13 protein-coding genes are annotated in these 16,907 nt (G+C 70.3%); 9 read left to right on the top strand and 4 right to left on the bottom strand.

From position 1 onward, the window contains the following. Window positions 1-32: 32 nt before the first annotated feature. On the bottom strand, window positions 33-3,554 hold the full coding sequence (locus RI578_RS10940) for an SCO5717 family growth-regulating ATPase (protein WP_310870914.1): 3,522 nt from the start codon (window positions 3,552-3,554) through the stop codon (window positions 33-35). A gap of 435 nt (window positions 3,555-3,989) precedes the next feature. On the opposite strand from RI578_RS10940, the gene RI578_RS10935 reads away from it, so the two are divergent. Next, window positions 3,990-5,531, top strand: coding sequence for a PQQ-binding-like beta-propeller repeat protein (locus RI578_RS10935; RefSeq protein ID WP_310870913.1), 1,542 nt, complete (start codon window positions 3,990-3,992; stop codon window positions 5,529-5,531). 70 nt (window positions 5,532-5,601) lie between these two features. Here the strand turns inward: RI578_RS10935 and RI578_RS10930 are convergent, their stop codons facing one another. Then, window positions 5,602-5,898 carry a DUF397 domain-containing protein gene (locus RI578_RS10930; RefSeq protein WP_310870912.1) on the bottom strand — a complete coding sequence of 99 codons (297 nt, stop codon included), beginning with the start codon at window positions 5,896-5,898 and terminating at the stop codon, window positions 5,602-5,604. A 346-nt stretch (window positions 5,899-6,244) separates the two neighbouring features. Between RI578_RS10930 and rpsO the strand changes: the two genes are divergently transcribed. The 5 genes from rpsO (at window position 6,245) to RI578_RS10905 (ending at window position 11,750) form a co-directional block, all read left to right on the top strand. After that, entirely contained in the window at window positions 6,245-6,532 is a 288-nt protein-coding gene (rpsO, locus tag RI578_RS10925) for a 30S ribosomal protein S15 (protein ID WP_019330982.1), read from the top strand. Between the two features lie 326 nt (window positions 6,533-6,858). Continuing rightward, window positions 6,859-9,093: a polyribonucleotide nucleotidyltransferase gene (locus RI578_RS10920; protein WP_310870911.1), complete on the top strand. Its 2,235-nt coding sequence runs from the start codon at window positions 6,859-6,861 to the stop codon at window positions 9,091-9,093. Continuing rightward, window positions 9,090-10,469 carry a pitrilysin family protein gene (locus RI578_RS10915; RefSeq protein ID WP_310870910.1) on the top strand — a complete coding sequence of 460 codons (1,380 nt, stop codon included), beginning with the start codon at window positions 9,090-9,092 and terminating at the stop codon, window positions 10,467-10,469. The genes RI578_RS10920 and RI578_RS10915 overlap by 4 nt, the downstream gene beginning before the upstream one ends. Before the next feature lie 35 nt (window positions 10,470-10,504). After that, a complete protein-coding gene (dapB, locus tag RI578_RS10910) occupies window positions 10,505-11,257 on the top strand; it encodes a 4-hydroxy-tetrahydrodipicolinate reductase (RefSeq protein WP_310870909.1) in 753 nt (250 codons plus the stop codon). A gap of 37 nt (window positions 11,258-11,294) precedes the next feature. After that, window positions 11,295-11,750, top strand: coding sequence for a hypothetical protein (locus tag RI578_RS10905; RefSeq protein ID WP_121749480.1), 456 nt, complete (start codon window positions 11,295-11,297; stop codon window positions 11,748-11,750). A gap of 94 nt (window positions 11,751-11,844) precedes the next feature. Here RI578_RS10905 and RI578_RS10900 read toward each other — a convergent pair whose 3' ends face one another. Together RI578_RS10900 and RI578_RS10895 are read right to left on the bottom strand one after the other, a co-directional pair. Beyond that, on the bottom strand, window positions 11,845-12,399 hold the full coding sequence (locus tag RI578_RS10900; protein ID WP_310870908.1) for a hypothetical protein: 555 nt from the start codon (window positions 12,397-12,399) through the stop codon (window positions 11,845-11,847). Between the two features lie 125 nt (window positions 12,400-12,524). Beyond that, window positions 12,525-12,764, bottom strand: a complete 240-nt coding sequence (locus RI578_RS10895) for a hypothetical protein (RefSeq protein ID WP_055421654.1) — start codon at window positions 12,762-12,764, stop codon at window positions 12,525-12,527. A 188-nt stretch (window positions 12,765-12,952) separates the two neighbouring features. Here RI578_RS10895 and thyX point away from each other — a divergent pair, with 188 nt between their 5' ends. The 3 genes from thyX (at window position 12,953) to RI578_RS10880 (ending at window position 16,649) form a co-directional block, all read left to right on the top strand. Next, the gene (thyX, locus tag RI578_RS10890) at window positions 12,953-13,693 is read left to right on the top strand and encodes an FAD-dependent thymidylate synthase (RefSeq protein WP_310870907.1); all 741 of its coding nucleotides are present in this window, start codon (window positions 12,953-12,955) and stop codon (window positions 13,691-13,693) included. Between the two features lie 211 nt (window positions 13,694-13,904). Next, complete coding sequence (dapA, locus tag RI578_RS10885; protein ID WP_310870906.1) at window positions 13,905-14,804, top strand: 4-hydroxy-tetrahydrodipicolinate synthase; 900 nt, start codon at window positions 13,905-13,907, stop codon at window positions 14,802-14,804. A 159-nt stretch (window positions 14,805-14,963) separates the two neighbouring features. Further along, on the top strand, window positions 14,964-16,649 hold the full coding sequence (locus RI578_RS10880) for a ribonuclease J (RefSeq protein WP_310870905.1): 1,686 nt from the start codon (window positions 14,964-14,966) through the stop codon (window positions 16,647-16,649). The last annotated feature ends 258 nt before the right edge of the window (window positions 16,650-16,907 follow it).

Raw genomic sequence — 16,907 nt, 5'->3', positions numbered from 1 at the left:
GGGACGACGCGGGCCTTCAAGCGGTGGTGGACCTACTGCTGCGGCGGGGGAGGCGTCGGCCCCGGCTGCGGATATCCGTAACCGGGCTGCGGGTACGGCTGTTGCCCCGGCTGTTGCGGGTACGGCTGCCCGGGCTGCTGCGGGTAGGGCTGTCCCGGCTGGTGCTGTGCGGGCTGTTCCGGCTGGGCGTACTGGCCCGGCTGTGCGGGCGCACCGGGCTGACCCTGTACGGGCTGTTGCCCGGGCATGGGCTGCTGACCTGGCGCGGGCTGCTGTCCGGGCATGGGCTGACCCGGCAGCGGCGGTGCGGCCACCGGCGGCGGGTTGCCGTTGGACGTCCACAGGCCGTGCGACTGCTGGTGGCGGACGAAGTCCTCGGCGACCATCGCCGAGAGGTTGAAGTACGCCTCCCGCACCTTCGGCCGCATCATGTCGAGGTCGACCTCGGCACCGGCGGCCAGGTGCTCGTCGAACGGCACCACGACCACGCCCCGGCACCGGGTCTGGAAGTGGCCGACGATGTCGTCGACCTTGATCATCTTGCCGGTCTCGCGGACCCCCGAGATGACGGTGATGGACCGGGAGACGAGGTCCGCGTACCCGTGCGCGGACAGCCAGTCCAACGTCGTACTGGCGCTGCTCGCACCGTCCACGGACGGCGTCGAGATGATGATCAGCTGGTCGGCGAGGTCGAGCACTCCGCGCATGGCGCTGTAGAGGAGACCCGTGCCCGAGTCGGTCAGGATGATCGGGTACTGCTTGCCCAGCACGTCGATCGCGCGCCGGTAGTCCTCGTCGTTGAAGGTCGTGGACACGGCCGGGTCGACGTCGTTGGCGATGATCTCCAGCCCGGACGAGGCCTGGGAGGTGAACCGCCTGATGTCCATGTACGAGTTGAGGTACGGGATCGCCTGGACGAGGTCGCGGATGGTGGCCCCGGTCTCCCGGCGCACCCGGCGGCCGAGCGTACCGGCGTCCGGGTTGGCGTCGATCGCGAGGATCTTGTCCTGCCGCTCGGTGGCGAGCGTGGAGCCGAGGGCGGTGGTGGTGGTCGTCTTGCCGACGCCGCCCTTGAGGCTGATGACGGCGATGCGGTAGCAGGAGAGCACGGGCGTGCGGATCAGCTCCAGCTTCCGCTGCCGCTCGGCCTCCTCCTTCTTCCCGCCCAGCTTGAATCGCGAACCGCCGGCCGCCGGGCGGCTGCTCTTCGCCTTCTGCTTCTTGTTGTTGAGCAGCCGGTCGGACGACAGCTCCACGGCGGCCGTGTAACCGAGCGGTGCGGCACCCGGGTTGGTGGGCTGACGCTGGTCGTGCTGCATGGGTTGCGGCCAGGCGGCACCGAGACGGGGGTCGACGGGGTGCTGCTGCTGAGGCTGGTGAGGCGCTTGGGCCTGGGCCTGGGCCTGGGCCTGCTGAGGTTGCTGGGACTGGTCCGGCTGACCGGGGTGCCCGGGCTGCATCGGCTGGGGTGCGGGGGGCGCGGCCTGGTACGGCTGCTGGGCAGACGGGGCCGGCGGAGTCTGGGGAGCCTGTCCCGGCTGAGGGTGCCCCGGCTGAGGAACCTGCCCCGGCTGAGGGGCCATCGGCTGGGCCTGCGGATCCTGCGGGGTGAAGCCCTGCTGGGCGGCCGGCGGCGCGGTCGGCGGAGTCTGAGCCTCACCCTGCGGCTGCCCCTGCTGAGGTACACCGGGGTGCGGCTGCGGCTGCGGCTCCGGTGACTGCCCGTGCGGCGCGGGCGCCTGCGGGAAGCCGTAACCACCGGGCTGCGCCGGAGGGTAGGGCTGCTGAGTCGGCGCACCGGGCTGAGGGAACCCATAACCGGTGGCGCTGGGCGCGGGAGCGCCGCCAGGCTGCTGGACCGGAGGCTGCTGGGCTGCCGGAGGCGTGGCGCCCGGCTGCGGGAAGCCATAGCCGGCCTGCGGAGCGGGCTGGGGAGCGGGCTGCGCGGGCACCTGGTTCGGCGGCATCGGCGCGGCGGTCGGCTGCGGGTTCCACGCGGCGGGCGCGGGCTGCGGAGCCTGCGGCTGGAACGGAGGCTGCTGGGTCGGTACGCCCGGCTGCTCCGGAGCGGCGGGGGCCGGCTGCGGCTCTGCGGGCCACTGGTGCGCCGGGGCGGGCGCGACGGGAGGGTACGACGGAGGCAGGGGCGGCACTCCGCCCTGCGCCACGGGCGGTGCGTCGGCCGGCACGGCGTCCTCCGGCGCGCTGTCGGCGGGAGCGTCGGCCGGGACGGCGTCCACGGGCTCCGCAACAGGCGCCACGGGCTCCGCCGAGGGCTGGGCGTCCCGAGGATGGGGCACCGCGTCCTCGGGCTCGTCCTCGGCCGGAGTGCTGTCCTCGGGGGCGGGCTCGGCCACCGGAGCGGCGGGAGCGAGCGGGGCGACCGACACGGGCTCGTCGTCCTGAGCCGGACCGGCGAGGCGGGACTCGTCCACGTCGTCGGCCAGGTCGGACACGTCGACCGAGGGCGTACGGACCTCGTCCGTCTCCTCGTCCCGCTCACCGTCGTCGGCGAGTTCGGGACCGCCGCCCGCGACTGCGAAACCGTCGACGCTCTCGGGCTCCACGGCGTCGTTCGGCACGGCGTCGTCCGCCACGGCGGAGGGCTCGTCCGGCGCGTCCTCACCGGTCTCGTCGGTCTCGTCGGTCTCGTCGGAAACGGTCACCGCGTCGTCCACGGCGGTGACTTCGGGCTCGTCGACCGCAGGCTCCGGACGCTCGTCCTGCCCGGTGTCGTCCGCCGCGGCACGCTCGGCGATCTCCCGCTGCAGGGCGACGGCGGAGAAGCGCATGGTGGCGCCGCTCTCCAGGTCACCATTGTCCGGCTCCGGCGCGGGCTCGGGCTCTGCCTTCGGCACCTCGGCCGGCGGGGGAGCGGGCGCCTGAAGCTGGAACCCGCCGGCCGGAAACGCCGGTACGGCCGTGGGAGAAGCAGGGTCCGCGGCAGGCGCCGGGTCGGGCACGGCCTCCGGCTCGGCTCGCACCTGCGGTTCAACCTCGACCTCGGGCTCGGGCGCGGGTTCCGGCCGCGCCTGCGGCTGCTGCGGCTCGAACCCGCTCCCGACCGGCAGCCTGGGCACCCCGGTCGGCCCCCCGGTCGGCGGCGCGGGCGGAGTGAAAGGCGCCCCCGGACCCGGCGGCGGAGGCGGCGTGAACGCGGCCCCCGGAGCAGGCGGCGGAGGCGGAGTGAAAGGCGCCCCCGGGGCCGGGGCCGGAATGGAGGAGGAGCCGTTGGACGGAGCCGCGTGCGGCGGCGGAGTCAGCCCGGGCAGCGGCGGAACCGGCCCACGAGGAGCAGGCGGAGTGGACGGAGCGGAAGAATGAGAGGCCCCGGCGCCCGAGCCCGCCCCTTGCCCCTGGCCCTGGTTCTGGCCCTGCCCCTGATTCTGAGCCTGCCCCTGCCCCGAATCGCTCGACGCGTTCTGCGTGTACCAGGCGGGCGGAGCGTAGTCGATGGTGAACTCGCCCGTCGTCTCGATTGCGGACTCCGCGTCGGGTTGGTCATCGCCGGGTTTAGCCCAGCCCCCGCGGATCCCGTCCCGATCGCTGCTCACAGTTCCTCCTGGTGTGGTCGAGCACCCTCATGCCGTGCTGGGGCGACCGTTTTTGTCGTCCGACGTTGTCCGAGTGAAACGAGGTCGTCCGATCGTCGGCCCTCCCCGTACGACGCCGACGCCCGGTCCACGGGTTCTGGCGTCGCGCCGGGACCCAGCCTAATCACCGCACGCCCCACCCCGGCAGCCCCGTCCTCACCTCAGCGTCTGCCCATTGCGTCACAGCCTGCCCTGAAGTGCCGTACCTCGTTTCCGAATCCGTGCATGCGCGACGCCACATCCATGAACAAGTCGGACAGAACCTCACCGGAAACGCGGCCGGAGCCGACGGTGCCGAACCCGTCCGTGCCAACGGATGATCAAGACCCGGCATAGTAGGAGCGCTTGCCGTCATCCCATCGCGGGACCCCCCAGGATCAGGAAGAGGACCCACGCGTGAGCTTCGGCCCGCCCCCTTCGATGACCCAGCCCGCGCCGACCGAGCCGACCAGCGTGCGGAAACGCGGGCGGAAGGTCCTGACGGCACTGCTCGCGGTCGTCGTCGCCGCGGCGCTGGGTACCGGCGGTTGGCTGCTGTGGGGCGGCGGCGGCGAGAACGGCACACCGTCGGACAAACCGCAGGCCGCGGGCGAGCAGGGCCCTCTCGACGTCCGCGAGACGGTCGAGAAGCAACCCCCGGGCACCGTGGGCGAGATGGCCTTCCGGTTCTCCGTGGACGACATGGCCCCCGGCGAGCACGTCGAGATGCCGGGCATGTGGGCCACGGACCGCATCCTCGCCAAGGGGATCAACAAGACCCTCGTCGGCATGCGCATCGGTACCGACATCGCGCCCGGCGAGGAGGAGTGGCGGCTCGGACTCGACGGCCCGATCTGCGGCTACACACGTCATGTGACGGGCGACCACCGCACCGCCGTGCTCTTCAGGGCGAACGACCGTGAAGAGGACGCCTTCTGCAACCAGGTCGCCTTCGTCGATCTCGACGACGGCCGACTCGTCTGGGAGGACCGCTTCTCCTATTCCGTGGCCGGTCCCGGCCCGGGCTTCGCGACGGGCAGCAGCTCCCAGGACCGGCCCAGCGTGACGCTGACGCACGACACGGTCGCCGTCACCTGGGGCGGTGGCACCGTCGGGTACGACATGGAGGAGGGGGAGAGCCGGTGGGCCACGAAGGCCACCGCTCCCTGCCAGGACATGGGAGCGGCCGGCGGCCGCGCGCTGCTGATCCGTCAGATGTGCTGGAGCACCGACGAGAGCGTGCCGGACACGTCCTGGCAGCACGTCACCTACAAGGTGCGCAAGGTCGACCCGGCCACGGGCCGGACCCAGTGGACGTACTCCGCCGCCAAGGGCATCCGTGACCTCAGCGTGCCCTCCACCGACCCGGCCGTCCTCGCCGTCGCCGGCGGCGACACCGAGATCACCGACCTGCTGTCTCTCGACGACAAGGGCCGCAACCGCGCCACGATCAGTCTCCGCAACGGCGCGTACGTCGCCGACTGCGCCTACACCGACTACGTCGTCATCGACGACTGCCCGACCATCGCCGTCGGCGCGGGCCAGGTCTTCATCCGCAGCAAGGACCAGATGGAGAAGCAGATCTCCAACTGGATCATCGGCTTCGACCTGGCGACGGGGAACACGACGAAGAAGTTCGACTCGGGGGCGGGCTCCCTGCTCCAGCCGCTGCGCATGAGCGGCGACCAGCTCCTCGCCCTGCGCCTGAGCGACGACCACATCGCGCCGAACACGCTGGTCGCCCTGGATCCCGCGACGGACGAGGAGATCCCGTACCTCTACTTCGGGCTGCCGGCCGAGGGCGAGCCGCTGACGCTCTCGAACGAGAACGACATCGTCGTCCAGGACGGAAGGATATTCTTCGGCGCCAAGTCCGCGAACGGCCCGTCCGGGGACAAGAAGAAGCAGTGGACCTACCTGGTCCTGGGGATCGGAAGCAGCACGGCGGGGAAGCCCTGACGGTCCCGTCCGCCCTTCCCCGCCCCCGGCCGGTCCCTTCCCCACCCCCGGGTGTCTTCCCCGCCCCGGGTCACTCCGCCCGGGCGACCCCGTCCTCGGGCGCCGGCTCCAGGTCGAACTCCCCGTCCCGCGCACCGAGCACGAACGCCCGCCACTCCGCCTCCGTGTACCGCAGCACGGTGTCCGGATCGAGTGACGACCGCATCGCCACGGCGCCCTCGGGAAGGTAGGCGATCTCGACCCGTTCCTCGTGCTCCTCGGTGCCGGGCGCGCTGTGCCACTCGACGCCGGAGATGTCGAGGGAGTAGAGCTCGTCCCGCTCCCGTTCCTTGCGCGCCTTGAGTTCCCGGTCCTCGGCTTCGACCATGGTGGCTCGGTCCTTCCTGCACTGCGGGCGGTCTGTGCGGTCACCCTACTGGCCGTCGTTCTCCCTGCTCAGCGGTTTGCGGATGTCCGTGACCGCACGGGTGACGGCCCGGTCACCGAGCCCGCGGGAAGGGGCCCCGGCCCTGCCGGAAAGGCCCGCCGGGCCTGCGGGAAGGGACGTCCGCCCAGGCTGGTACGCTGTGTGACGGCCGTATGTGTACGCGCCCCCGGAGCTCAGAGCCCTGGAGGACGCGCCCAGCGGATCCCCGCCTTCCGAGTCACGGAAGATCCCCCGAGACGTAGACCGGGGGCACTCGGTTGGCACTCTCAGACCAAGAGGAGTACGCGTGTCGCTCGACGCCGCAGTGAAGAAGCAGATCATCACCGAGTTCGGTACCAAGGAGGGCGACACCGGCTCCCCCGAGGTCCAGGTCGCTCTGCTGTCCCGTCGGATCTCCGACCTGACCGAGCACCTCAAGACCCACAAGCACGACCACCACTCCCGTCGTGGTCTGCTGATCCTGGTCGGCCAGCGCCGCCGGCTGCTGCAGTACCTCGCCAAGAAGGACATCCAGCGCTTCCGTGCGCTGGTCGAGCGCCTCGGCATCCGCCGCGGTGCGGCGGGCGCCAAGTAAGACGCCGTGAAGGGAGCGGTTCCCATCGTTCGGGGGCCGCTCCCTTTGCTGTACGTGCGCTCTGTCGCCGCCGCTTTGTAGTGTGGTAGCAGAAGACAAGACGCACGACGCGAGACGCACGACGTACACGACGTACGACACAACGAACGAGAACGAGGAGAAGCGCGCCCAGCCGCCGCCGGTCCTCGGTAGTGGCCCCCGGGGGCAGAACCCCGGGTGCTTCGATCGAAGACCGGCCCGCACTGCACGGAGCGCTTCTCCGCCACCGTCCCCCCGCCACACGGGCGAGGAGGGACGAAAGACGACAAGTAACGGAGAAAATGCTAGTGGAGAACGAGACCCACTACGCCGAGGCCGTCATCGACAACGGCGTATTCGGCACCCGCACCATCCGCTTCGAGACCGGCCGGCTGGCCAGGCAGGCCGCCGGTTCCGCCGTGGCGTACCTGGACGACGACACCATGGTGCTGTCGGCCACCAGCGCGTCCAAGAACCCCAAGGACCAGCTCGACTTCTTCCCCCTCACGGTGGACGTCGAGGAGCGGATGTACGCCGCCGGCAAGATCCCCGGCAGCTTCTTCCGCCGTGAGGGCCGGCCGTCCGAGGACGCCGTCCTCACCTGCCGCCTGATCGACCGGCCGCTGCGCCCGTCCTTCAAGAAGGGCCTGCGCAACGAGATCCAGGTCGTCGCCACGATCATGGCCCTCAACCCCGACCACCTGTACGACGTCGTGGCGATCAACGCCGCCTCCGCGTCCACGCAGCTGGCCGGCCTGCCCTTCTCCGGCCCGATCGGCGGCGTCCGCGTCGCGCTGATCCGCGGCCAGTGGGTGGCCTTCCCGACGCACACCGAGCTCGAGGACGCCGTCTTCGACATGGTCGTCGCGGGCCGCGCCCTGGAGGACGGCGACGTCGCGATCATGATGGTCGAGGCCGAGGCCACCGAGAAGACCATCAAGCTGGTCGAGGGCGGCGCCGAGGCGCCCACCGAGGAGGTCGTCGCCGCCGGTCTGGACGCCGCGAAGCCCTTCATCAAGGTGCTGTGCCGCGCCCAGGCCGACCTCGCCGCGAAGGCCGCCAAGCCGACCGGTGAGTTCCCGGTCTTCCTGGACTACCAGGACGACATCCTCGAGGCGCTCAGCGGCGCCGTCCGCCCCGAGCTCAGCCAGGCGCTCACCATCGCCGGCAAGCAGGAGCGCGAGGCCGAGCTGGACCGCGTCAAGGCGCTCGCCGCCGAGAAGCTCCTGCCGGAGTTCGAGGGCCGCGAGAAGGAGATCTCCGCCGCGTACCGCTCGCTGACCAAGTCCCTGGTCCGTGAGCGCGTCATCAAGGAGAAGAAGCGCATCGACGGCCGCGGTGTCACCGACATCCGCACCCTGGCCGCCGAGGTCGAGGCCATCCCGCGCGTGCACGGTTCCGCGCTGTTCGAGCGTGGCGAGACCCAGATCCTGGGCGTCACCACCCTCAACATGCTCCGCATGGAGCAGCAGCTGGACACCCTCTCCCCGGTGACCCGCAAGCGCTACATGCACAACTACAACTTCCCGCCGTACTCCGTCGGCGAGACCGGCCGCGTCGGCTCCCCGAAGCGCCGCGAGATCGGCCACGGCGCCCTCGCCGAGCGCGCCATCGTGCCGGTGCTGCCGACGCGCGAGGAGTTCCCGTACGCGATCCGTCAGGTGTCCGAGGCCCTCGGCTCCAACGGCTCGACGTCCATGGGCTCGGTCTGCGCCTCCACCATGTCGCTGCTGAACGCCGGTGTGCCGCTGAAGGCCCCCGTCGCCGGTATCGCCATGGGCCTGATCTCCCAGGAGATCAACGGCGAGACGCACTACGTCGCCCTCACCGACATCCTCGGTGCGGAGGACGCCTTCGGCGACATGGACTTCAAGGTCGCCGGCACCAAGGAGTTCGTCACCGCCCTCCAGCTGGACACCAAGCTGGACGGCATCCCCGCCTCCGTCCTGGCCGCCGCCCTCAAGCAGGCCCGTGACGCCCGCCTCCACATCCTCGACGTGATGATGGAAGCGATCGACACGCCGGACGAGATGTCCCCGAACGCGCCGCGGATCATCACCGTGAAGATCCCCGTCGACAAGATCGGTGAGGTCATCGGCCCCAAGGGCAAGATGATCAACCAGATCCAGGAGGACACGGGCGCCGACATCACGATCGAGGACGACGGCACCATCTACATCGGTGCCGCCCAGGGCTCGCAGGCCGAGGCCGCCCGCGCCACGATCAACGGCATCGCCAACCCGACCATGCCCGAGGTCGGTGAGCGCTACCTGGGCACCGTCGTGAAGACGACGACCTTCGGCGCGTTCGTCTCCCTGCTGCCCGGCAAGGACGGTCTGCTGCACATCTCGCAGATCCGCAAGCTGGCCGGCGGCAAGCGCGTGGAGAACGTCGAGGACGTCCTCGGTGTGGGCCAGAAGGTCCAGGTCGAGATCGCCGAGATCGACTCCCGCGGCAAGCTCTCCCTGATCCCCGTGATCGAGGGCGAAGAGGGCGACGACGCTGCGTCCACCGCCGCGGAGAAGGACGACACCGACCAGTGACGTCCCGTAGCGCCAAGGCGACGGCCCGCACCTCCTCGGAGGCGCGGGCCGTCGCCCGTACCCAAACCCTGATCAAGGGCGAGCACGGCATCGGCACGGTCCGCAAGACCACCCTCCCGGGCGGCCTGCGCATCGTCACCGAGACCCTCCCCTCGGTCCGCTCGGCGACCTTCGGCATCTGGGCGCACGTCGGCTCCCGCGACGAGACCCCGGCCCTGAACGGCGCCACCCACTACCTGGAGCACCTGCTCTTCAAGGGCACCGGCAAGCGCAGTGCCCTGGACATCTCCTCCGCCATCGACGCCGTCGGCGGCGAGATGAACGCGTTCACGGCCAAGGAGTACACGTGCTACTACGCACGCGTGCTCGACACCGACCTGCCGCTCGCCATCGACGTGGTCTGCGACATGCTGACCGGCTCGCTCATCCGCGAGGACGACGTGGACGTCGAGCGCGGCGCGATCCTCGAAGAGATCGCGATGACCGAGGACGACGCCGGCGACTGCGTGCACGACCTGTTCGCGCACACCATGTTCGGCGACAACGCGCTGGGCCGCCCCGTCCTCGGCACCGTCGACACGGTCAACGCCCTCACCGCCGACCGCATCCGCCGCTTCTACAAGAAGCACTACGACCCCACACACCTGGTGGTCGCCGCCGCCGGCAACGTCGACCACAACAAGGTCGTACGCCAGGTCCGCGCCGCCTTCGAGAAGGCCGGCGCCTTCCGGGAGCCGGTGGCCGCCCCCATCGCCCCGCGTGACGGGCGGCGCACGATCCGTGCCGCGGGCCGGGTGGAGCTGATCGGACGCAAGACCGAACAGGCGCACGTCATCCTCGGCATGCCGGGCCTGGCCCGCACCGACGAGCGTCGCTGGGCGATGGGCGTCCTCAACACCGCCCTCGGCGGCGGCATGTCCTCCCGCCTCTTCCAGGAGGTCCGCGAGAAGCGCGGCCTCGCCTACAGCGTGTACTCGTACACCTCCGGCTTCGCCGACTGCGGCCTCTTCGGCGTCTACGCGGGCTGCCGGCCCTCCCAGGTGCACGACGTGCTGAAGATCTGCCGCGACGAACTCGACCACGTCGCCGAGCACGGCCTCACCGACGACGAGATCGGCCGCGCCGTCGGCCAGCTCCAGGGCTCCACGGTCCTCGGCCTGGAGGACACCGGCGCGCTGATGAACCGTATCGGCAAGAGCGAACTGTGCTGGGGCGAGCAGATGTCCGTCGACGACATGCTGGCCCGGATAGCCTCGGTCACGCCGGACGACGTCCGCGCCGTCGCCCGCGAAGTCCTGGGACGACGGCCCTCGCTGTCGGTCATCGGCCCGCTGAAGGACAAGCAGGCGTCCCGGCTGCACGACGCCGTCGCCTGACACTCCCGGTCTCTCGGTAAGGAAGCGAACACAACATGAGCAAGCTGCGCGTGGCCGTCCTCGGCGCCAGGGGCCGGATCGGCTCCGAGGCGGTACGGGCGGTCGAGGCCGCCGAGGACATGGAGCTGGTCGCCGCCCTCGGGCGGAACGACAGCCTGGACACGCTGGCCGAGACCGGCGCCCAGGTCGCCGTCGAGCTGACCACCCCCGCCTCGGTGATGGACAACCTCGACTACTGCGTACGCCATGGCATCCACGCCGTCGTCGGCACCACCGGCTGGACCGACGAGCGTCTCGCACAGCTGAACACCTGGCTCGACGGCTCCCCGGAGACGGGCGTGCTCATCGCGCCCAACTTCTCCATCGGCGCCGTGCTCACCATGAAGTTCGCGCAGCTCGCCGCCCCGTACTTCGAGTCCGTCGAGGTCGTCGAACTGCACCACCCGAACAAGGTCGACGCCCCCAGCGGCACCGCCACCCGCACCGCACAGCTGATCGCCGAGGCCCGGCAGAAGGCAGGCTCCGCACCGGCGCCCGACGCCACTGCCACCGCCCTGGACGGCGCCCGCGGCGCGAACGTCGACGGCGTCCCGGTCCACGCGATCCGCCTGCGCGGCCTGCTGGCCCACCAGGAGGTCCTGCTGGGCGGCGAGGGCGAGACCCTCACCGTCCGGCACGACTCCCTGCACCACAGCAGCTTCATGCCCGGCATCCTGCTGGGCGCCCGCCGCGTGGTGAGCACCCCGGGCCTCACCTTCGGCCTGGAACACTTCCTGGACCTGAACTGAGCCCGGGACCGAGACCCGAACCGAGCCCTTGACCCACATGCGCGCGAAACTCACCTACGTCATCACGGCCGCCGTCCTGGTCTTCTACTTCGCCCTGGTCGGCAGCCGCGGTGTGCTGCTCATCGGCACCGGCACCGTCCTCACCGTGACCTTCGGCGTCGCGGTGCTGATCCTGCCGGTGATCGGCCTGTGGTTCCTCTGGAAGAACACCCAGTTCGTCCGCAAGGCCAACCAGCTCGCCGCGGAGCTCGACGCCGAGGGCGGACTGCCCGTCGACGAGCTGAAGCGCACCCCGAGCGGCCGCGTCGACCGGGACTCGGCCGACGAGGTCTTCGCCCTGCGCAAGGCCGAGACGGAGGACGCCCCCGGCGACTGGCGCAGCTGGTTCCGCCTCGCCGTCGCCTACCACGATGCCCGCGACACTCCGCGCGCCCGCAAGGCGATGCAGCGGGCGATCGCCCTGCACGACGGCAAGCACGTCGAGGCGGCCTGACCAGACCGAAAAGCCGGGGGCCCGGACCGCAGCCGCGGTCCGGGCCCCCGGCTTTTCGGTCTGTCGCCTGTCGCCCGTCGCCTGTCGTCGGAGCTCAGCCTCGCCGGTACTCGGCGGCCCACGCCTCCACGGCGTCGGCCGCCCGGTCGAAGGCGTCCTCCCGCCCGAGGAAGTCGGCGTTGTGCGTGGTCAGCAGCGGAGGCGAGGTCTCCGCGGACCGGCCCTGCCGGACGAGGAGCAGCGCCTGCCCCTGCACCGTGCGCGGCAGCCCGAGCCAGCGCACCGGCTGCTGCACCGTGCGCACGCTGGAGGCCTGCTGCCAGGCCACCGTGCGCGTGCTGAAGAAGCGCACGTGACGCACTCCGTTCGCGCTCACCCACGCGCCCATGCGCAGCAGCCGCAGGGCGCAGGCGATCGCGACCACCGCGATGCCGAAGACCACACCGGCGGAGGACAGCGAGTCCGTCGCCGCGATGATGATCGCCGCGAACAGCACGAACGAGGCGAGCAGCAGCATCAGCGCCGCCACCCCCACGCGCCACGGCCCCGGCCGGTAGGGCCGGCGCCAGAGGTCGCGGTCGTCGTACGGCAGCGCGACGTCGTCGTCGGCGTCGAAGGCGCGGTCGGCCGTCAGGAAGGGCAGGGGCACGGCTGGTCCTCACTCGTTCCATGGCATGTGCTGTGCCCGGTGAGGCTACCGACCTGTGTCTCCGGTCACCACCTTCGGGGTCCGGATGGAGTCAGAACCGGTCCGTCGACGCCGCTCAGCGCCGCTCAGCGCCGGTCGGACGCCTGCGACGGCTGCTTGTGCGGCGAGGGCTGGTCGGCGGACAGAGCGGGCATCCCGATCACCAGGGAGCCCACGATTCCGGCGACGACGGTGAGTCCGAGCAACCAGCGCCCGGCCAACTGGCCGAAGGACGCCCGCTCGCGCGGCGGGGGTGTGACATTGCTGCGGAACCTGTCGGCTTCGGCGACGAAGGCGAACGGCACGGGTTCACGCCGGCGGATCATGGAGGCTGCGTCTCCCTTCAGGGATGAATGTTTCGCTGTTACTCATACAGACGAACGAACAGCCCCTCGGGTGCCCTCTTTCACCGATTTCATCGCGGCACTGCACCGAACGCCCCATTCGGCGGGCCGATGGCCGACGAGCCGTAGAGTGGCCTCGCCAAGCGACAAGATGGGAAGGCCCTGCACCCGTGACCGACACCCCCGCCGACGATTTCAAGATCGACCTCCGCAGCGACGTCACCGTCGAACTGGTCAAGAGCAGCGCGACCGACTCGGACGTGCTGTTCGCCGCCCGTGTCTCGACCGTCGGGGAGCAGTCCCTGGACGAGCTGAAGAAGGACCCGGAGCGCTCGAAGGGCCTGATCAACTACCTGATGCGGGACCGGCACGGCAGCCCGTTCGAGCACAACTCGATGACCTTCTTCATCAGCGCCCCGATCTTCGTCTTCCGCGAGTTCATGCGGCACCGCGTCGGCTGGTCGTACAACGAGGAATCGGGCCGCTACCGGGAGCTCCAGCCGGTCTTCTACGTGCCGGGACAGGACCGCAAGCTGGTCCAGCAGGGCCGCCCGGGCAAGTACGTCTTCGTCGAGGGCACCACCGAGCAGCACGAGCTGGTCAGCCGGTCGATGGAGGACTCCTACCGCCAGGCCTACCGCACGTACCAGGAGATGCTCGCCGCCGGCGTCGCCCGCGAGGTGGCCCGCGCGGTACTCCCCGTCGGCCTGTACTCGTCGATGTACGCCACCTGCAACGCGCGCTCGATGATGCACTTCCTCGGCCTGCGCACCCAGCACGAGCTGGCCAAGGTCCCCTCCTTCCCGCAGCGGGAGATCGAGATGGTCGGCGAGAAGATGGAAGCGGAGTGGGCGCGGCTCATGCCGCTCACCCACGCCGCCTTCAACGCGAACGGTCGCGTGGCGCCGTAACGCGCCTTCGGCGCCCGATCGGGCACAGATGTACGCATCAGCCGTGCGAAGTGTCCGTATTGCGACGTTTGGAGAAGTTCATCTAGCCTGATCAAAGGGACCCGGCACTGCTTGAACCCCCGAGCAGGCAGTGCCGGGCTCCACTTCCGTTCCGACCTGCCGCCTCCCCCGAGGGCAGACCCCGCCCTGAGCAACGAGTAGCGTGTAACCCATGGCTCCGACCTCCACTCCGCAGACCCCCTTCGGGCGGGTCCTCACCGCCATGGTCACGCCCTTCGCGGCGGACGGCGCACTCGACCTCGACGGCGCTCAGCGGCTCGCCGCCCACCTGGTGGACGCAGGCAACGACGGCCTGATCATCAACGGCACCACCGGTGAGTCCCCCACCACCAGCGACGCGGAGAAAACGGACCTCGTACGAGCCGTCCTGGAGGCCGTCGGCGACCGGGCACACGTCGTCGCCGGAGTCGGCACGAACAACACCCAGCACAGCATCGAGCTGGCCCGCGCCGCCGAGCGCGTCGGCGCCCACGGCCTCCTGCTCGTCACGCCGTACTACAACAAGCCCCCGCAGGAGGGCCTGTACCAGCACTTCACGGCCATCGCCGACGCCGCCGAGCTGCCGGTCATGCTCTACGACATCCCCGGCCGCAGCGGCGTCCCGATCAACACCGAGACGCTGGTCCGCCTCGCGGAGCACCCGCGGATCGTCGCGAACAAGGACGCCAAGGGCGACCTCGGCCGCGCCAGCTGGGCCATCGCGCGCTCCGGCCTCGCCTGGTACTCCGGCGACGACATGCTCAACCTGCCGCTGCTCTCCGTGGGCGCGGTCGGCTTCGTCTCGGTCGTCGGCCACGTCGTCACGCCCGAACTGCGCGCCATGGTGGACGCGCACGTCGCCGGTGACGTACAGAAGGCACTGGAGATCCACCAGAAGCTGCTCCCGGTCTTCACCGGCATGTTCCGCACCCAGGGCGTCATGACCACCAAGGCCGCGCTCGCCCTCCTGGGACTGCCCGCCGGACCGCTGCGCGCGCCCATGGTCGGCCTCACGCCCGAGGAAACCGAGCAGCTCAAGATCGATCTTGCCGCCGGCGGGGTACAGCTCTGACAACAGACTTCGCACGACCGCACCACCGCGCGACCGGACTTCACAACTGAATACGCGGGCCACCGGTGCCCGCACCCCACTACGACAACTGCTTCTGCACGAACGTCACGCGCGCCACGTGCCCACCGGTACGTGGCGCGTGTGGTTGAGGAGAGTCTTTTGAGTCATCCGCATCCTGAACTGGGCCGTCCTCCTGCGCTCCCCAAGGGCGGCCTTCGGGTCACGCCCCTCGGCGGCCTCGGCGAGATCGGCCGCAACATGACGGTCTTCGAGTACGGCGGCCGTCTACTGATCGTTGACTGCGGGGTGCTCTTCCCGGAGGAGGAGCAGCCCGGAATCGACCTGATCCTGCCGGACTTCTCGTCCATCCGGGACCGCCTCGACGACATCGAGGGCATCGTCCTCACCCATGGCCACGAGGACCACATCGGCGGTGTCCCCTTCCTCCTCCGGGAGAAGCCGGACATTCCGCTGATCGGTTCCAAGCTGACCCTCGCGCTCATCGAGGCCAAGCTCCAGGAACACCGGATCCGCCCGTACACCCTCGAGGTGGCGGAGGGGCGCCGCGAGCGCATCGGCCCCTTCGACTGCGAGTTCGTCGCGGTCAACCACTCCATCCCGGACGCGCTGGCCGTCGCCATCCGCACCCCCGCGGGCATGGCGGTCCACACCGGCGACTTCAAGATGGACCAGCTCCCGCTGGACGGCCGCCTCACGGACCTGCACGCCTTCGCGCGCCTGAGTGAGGAGGGCATCGACCTCCTCCTCTCGGACTCGACGAACGCCGAGGTCCCCGGGTTCGTCCCGCCCGAGAAGGACATCTCCAACGTCCTGCGCCAGGTCTTCGCCGGTGCCCGCAAGCGGATCATCGTGGCGAGCTTCGCCAGCCACGTCCACCGCATCCAGCAGATCCTGGACGCGGCGCACGAGTACGGCCGCCGGGTCGCCTTCGTCGGCCGTTCCATGGTCCGCAACATGGGCATCGCCCGGGACCTCGGCTACCTCAAGGTCCCGCCGGGTCTCGTCGTGGACGTCAAGACGCTCGACGACCTGCCGGACAGCGAAGTGGTCCTGGTCTGCACGGGCTCCCAGGGCGAACCGATGGCCGCCCTGTCCCGCATGGCCAACCGCGACCACCAGATCCGCATCGTCAACGGCGACACGGTGATCCTGGCCTCGTCCCTCATCCCGGGCAACGAGAACGCGGTGTACCGCGTGATCAACGGCCTGACCCGCTGGGGCGCGAACGTCGTCCACAAGGGCAACGCCAAGGTCCACGTCTCGGGCCACGCCTCGGCCGGCGAGCTGCTGTACTTCTACAACATCTGCCGGCCCAGAAACCTGATGCCGGTCCACGGCGAATGGCGCCACCTGCGTGCCAACGCCGAGCTGGGCGCCCTGACGGGTGTCCCGCACGACCGCATCGTCATCGCCGAGGACGGCGTCGTCGTCGACCTCGTCGAGGGCAAGGCCAAGATCTCCGGCAAGGTCCAGGCGGGATACGTCTATGTCGACGGCCTCTCGGTCGGTGACGTGGGCGAGCCGGCCCTCAAGGACCGCAAGATCCTCGGTGACGAGGGCATCATCTCGGTCTTCGTGGTCATCGACTCGTCCACCGGCAAGATCACCGGCGGCCCGCATGTCCAGGCCCGGGGCTCCGGTATCGAGGACTCCGCCTTCGCGGCGGTGCTCCCCAAGGTCACGGAGGTTTTGGAGCGTTCGGCCCAGGACGGAGTCGTCGAGCCCCACCAGCTCCAGCAGTTGGTGCGCCGAACCCTCGGCAAGTGGGTCTCGGACCAGTACCGGCGTCGGCCGATGATCCTCCCTGTCGTCGTGGAGGTCTGACGGCCCGTCGGACGCCTCACAGCGCCAACCTGGAGCGGGGCGCCTCGATTTGCATCGAGGCGCCCCGCTCCAGTACGTTTACATCTCCGCTCGGACGGGCACCCGATCACTTCGTGGATCGGAGCCGGCCCAGGAGGGCGGGAATTCCGACTCAGAATCTCTGATAAAGTCGGAACCGCCGGAAAGGGAAACGCGAAAGCGGGAACCTGGAAAGCACCGAGGAAATCGGATCGGAAAGATCTGATAGAGTCGGAAACG

This window comes from Streptomyces sp. BB1-1-1 (genome assembly GCF_031597775.1).
Taxonomy (GTDB): Bacteria; Actinomycetota; Actinomycetes; order Streptomycetales; family Streptomycetaceae; genus Streptomyces; species Streptomyces thinghirensis.
This window is presented reverse-complemented; position numbering and strand designations above follow the sequence as displayed.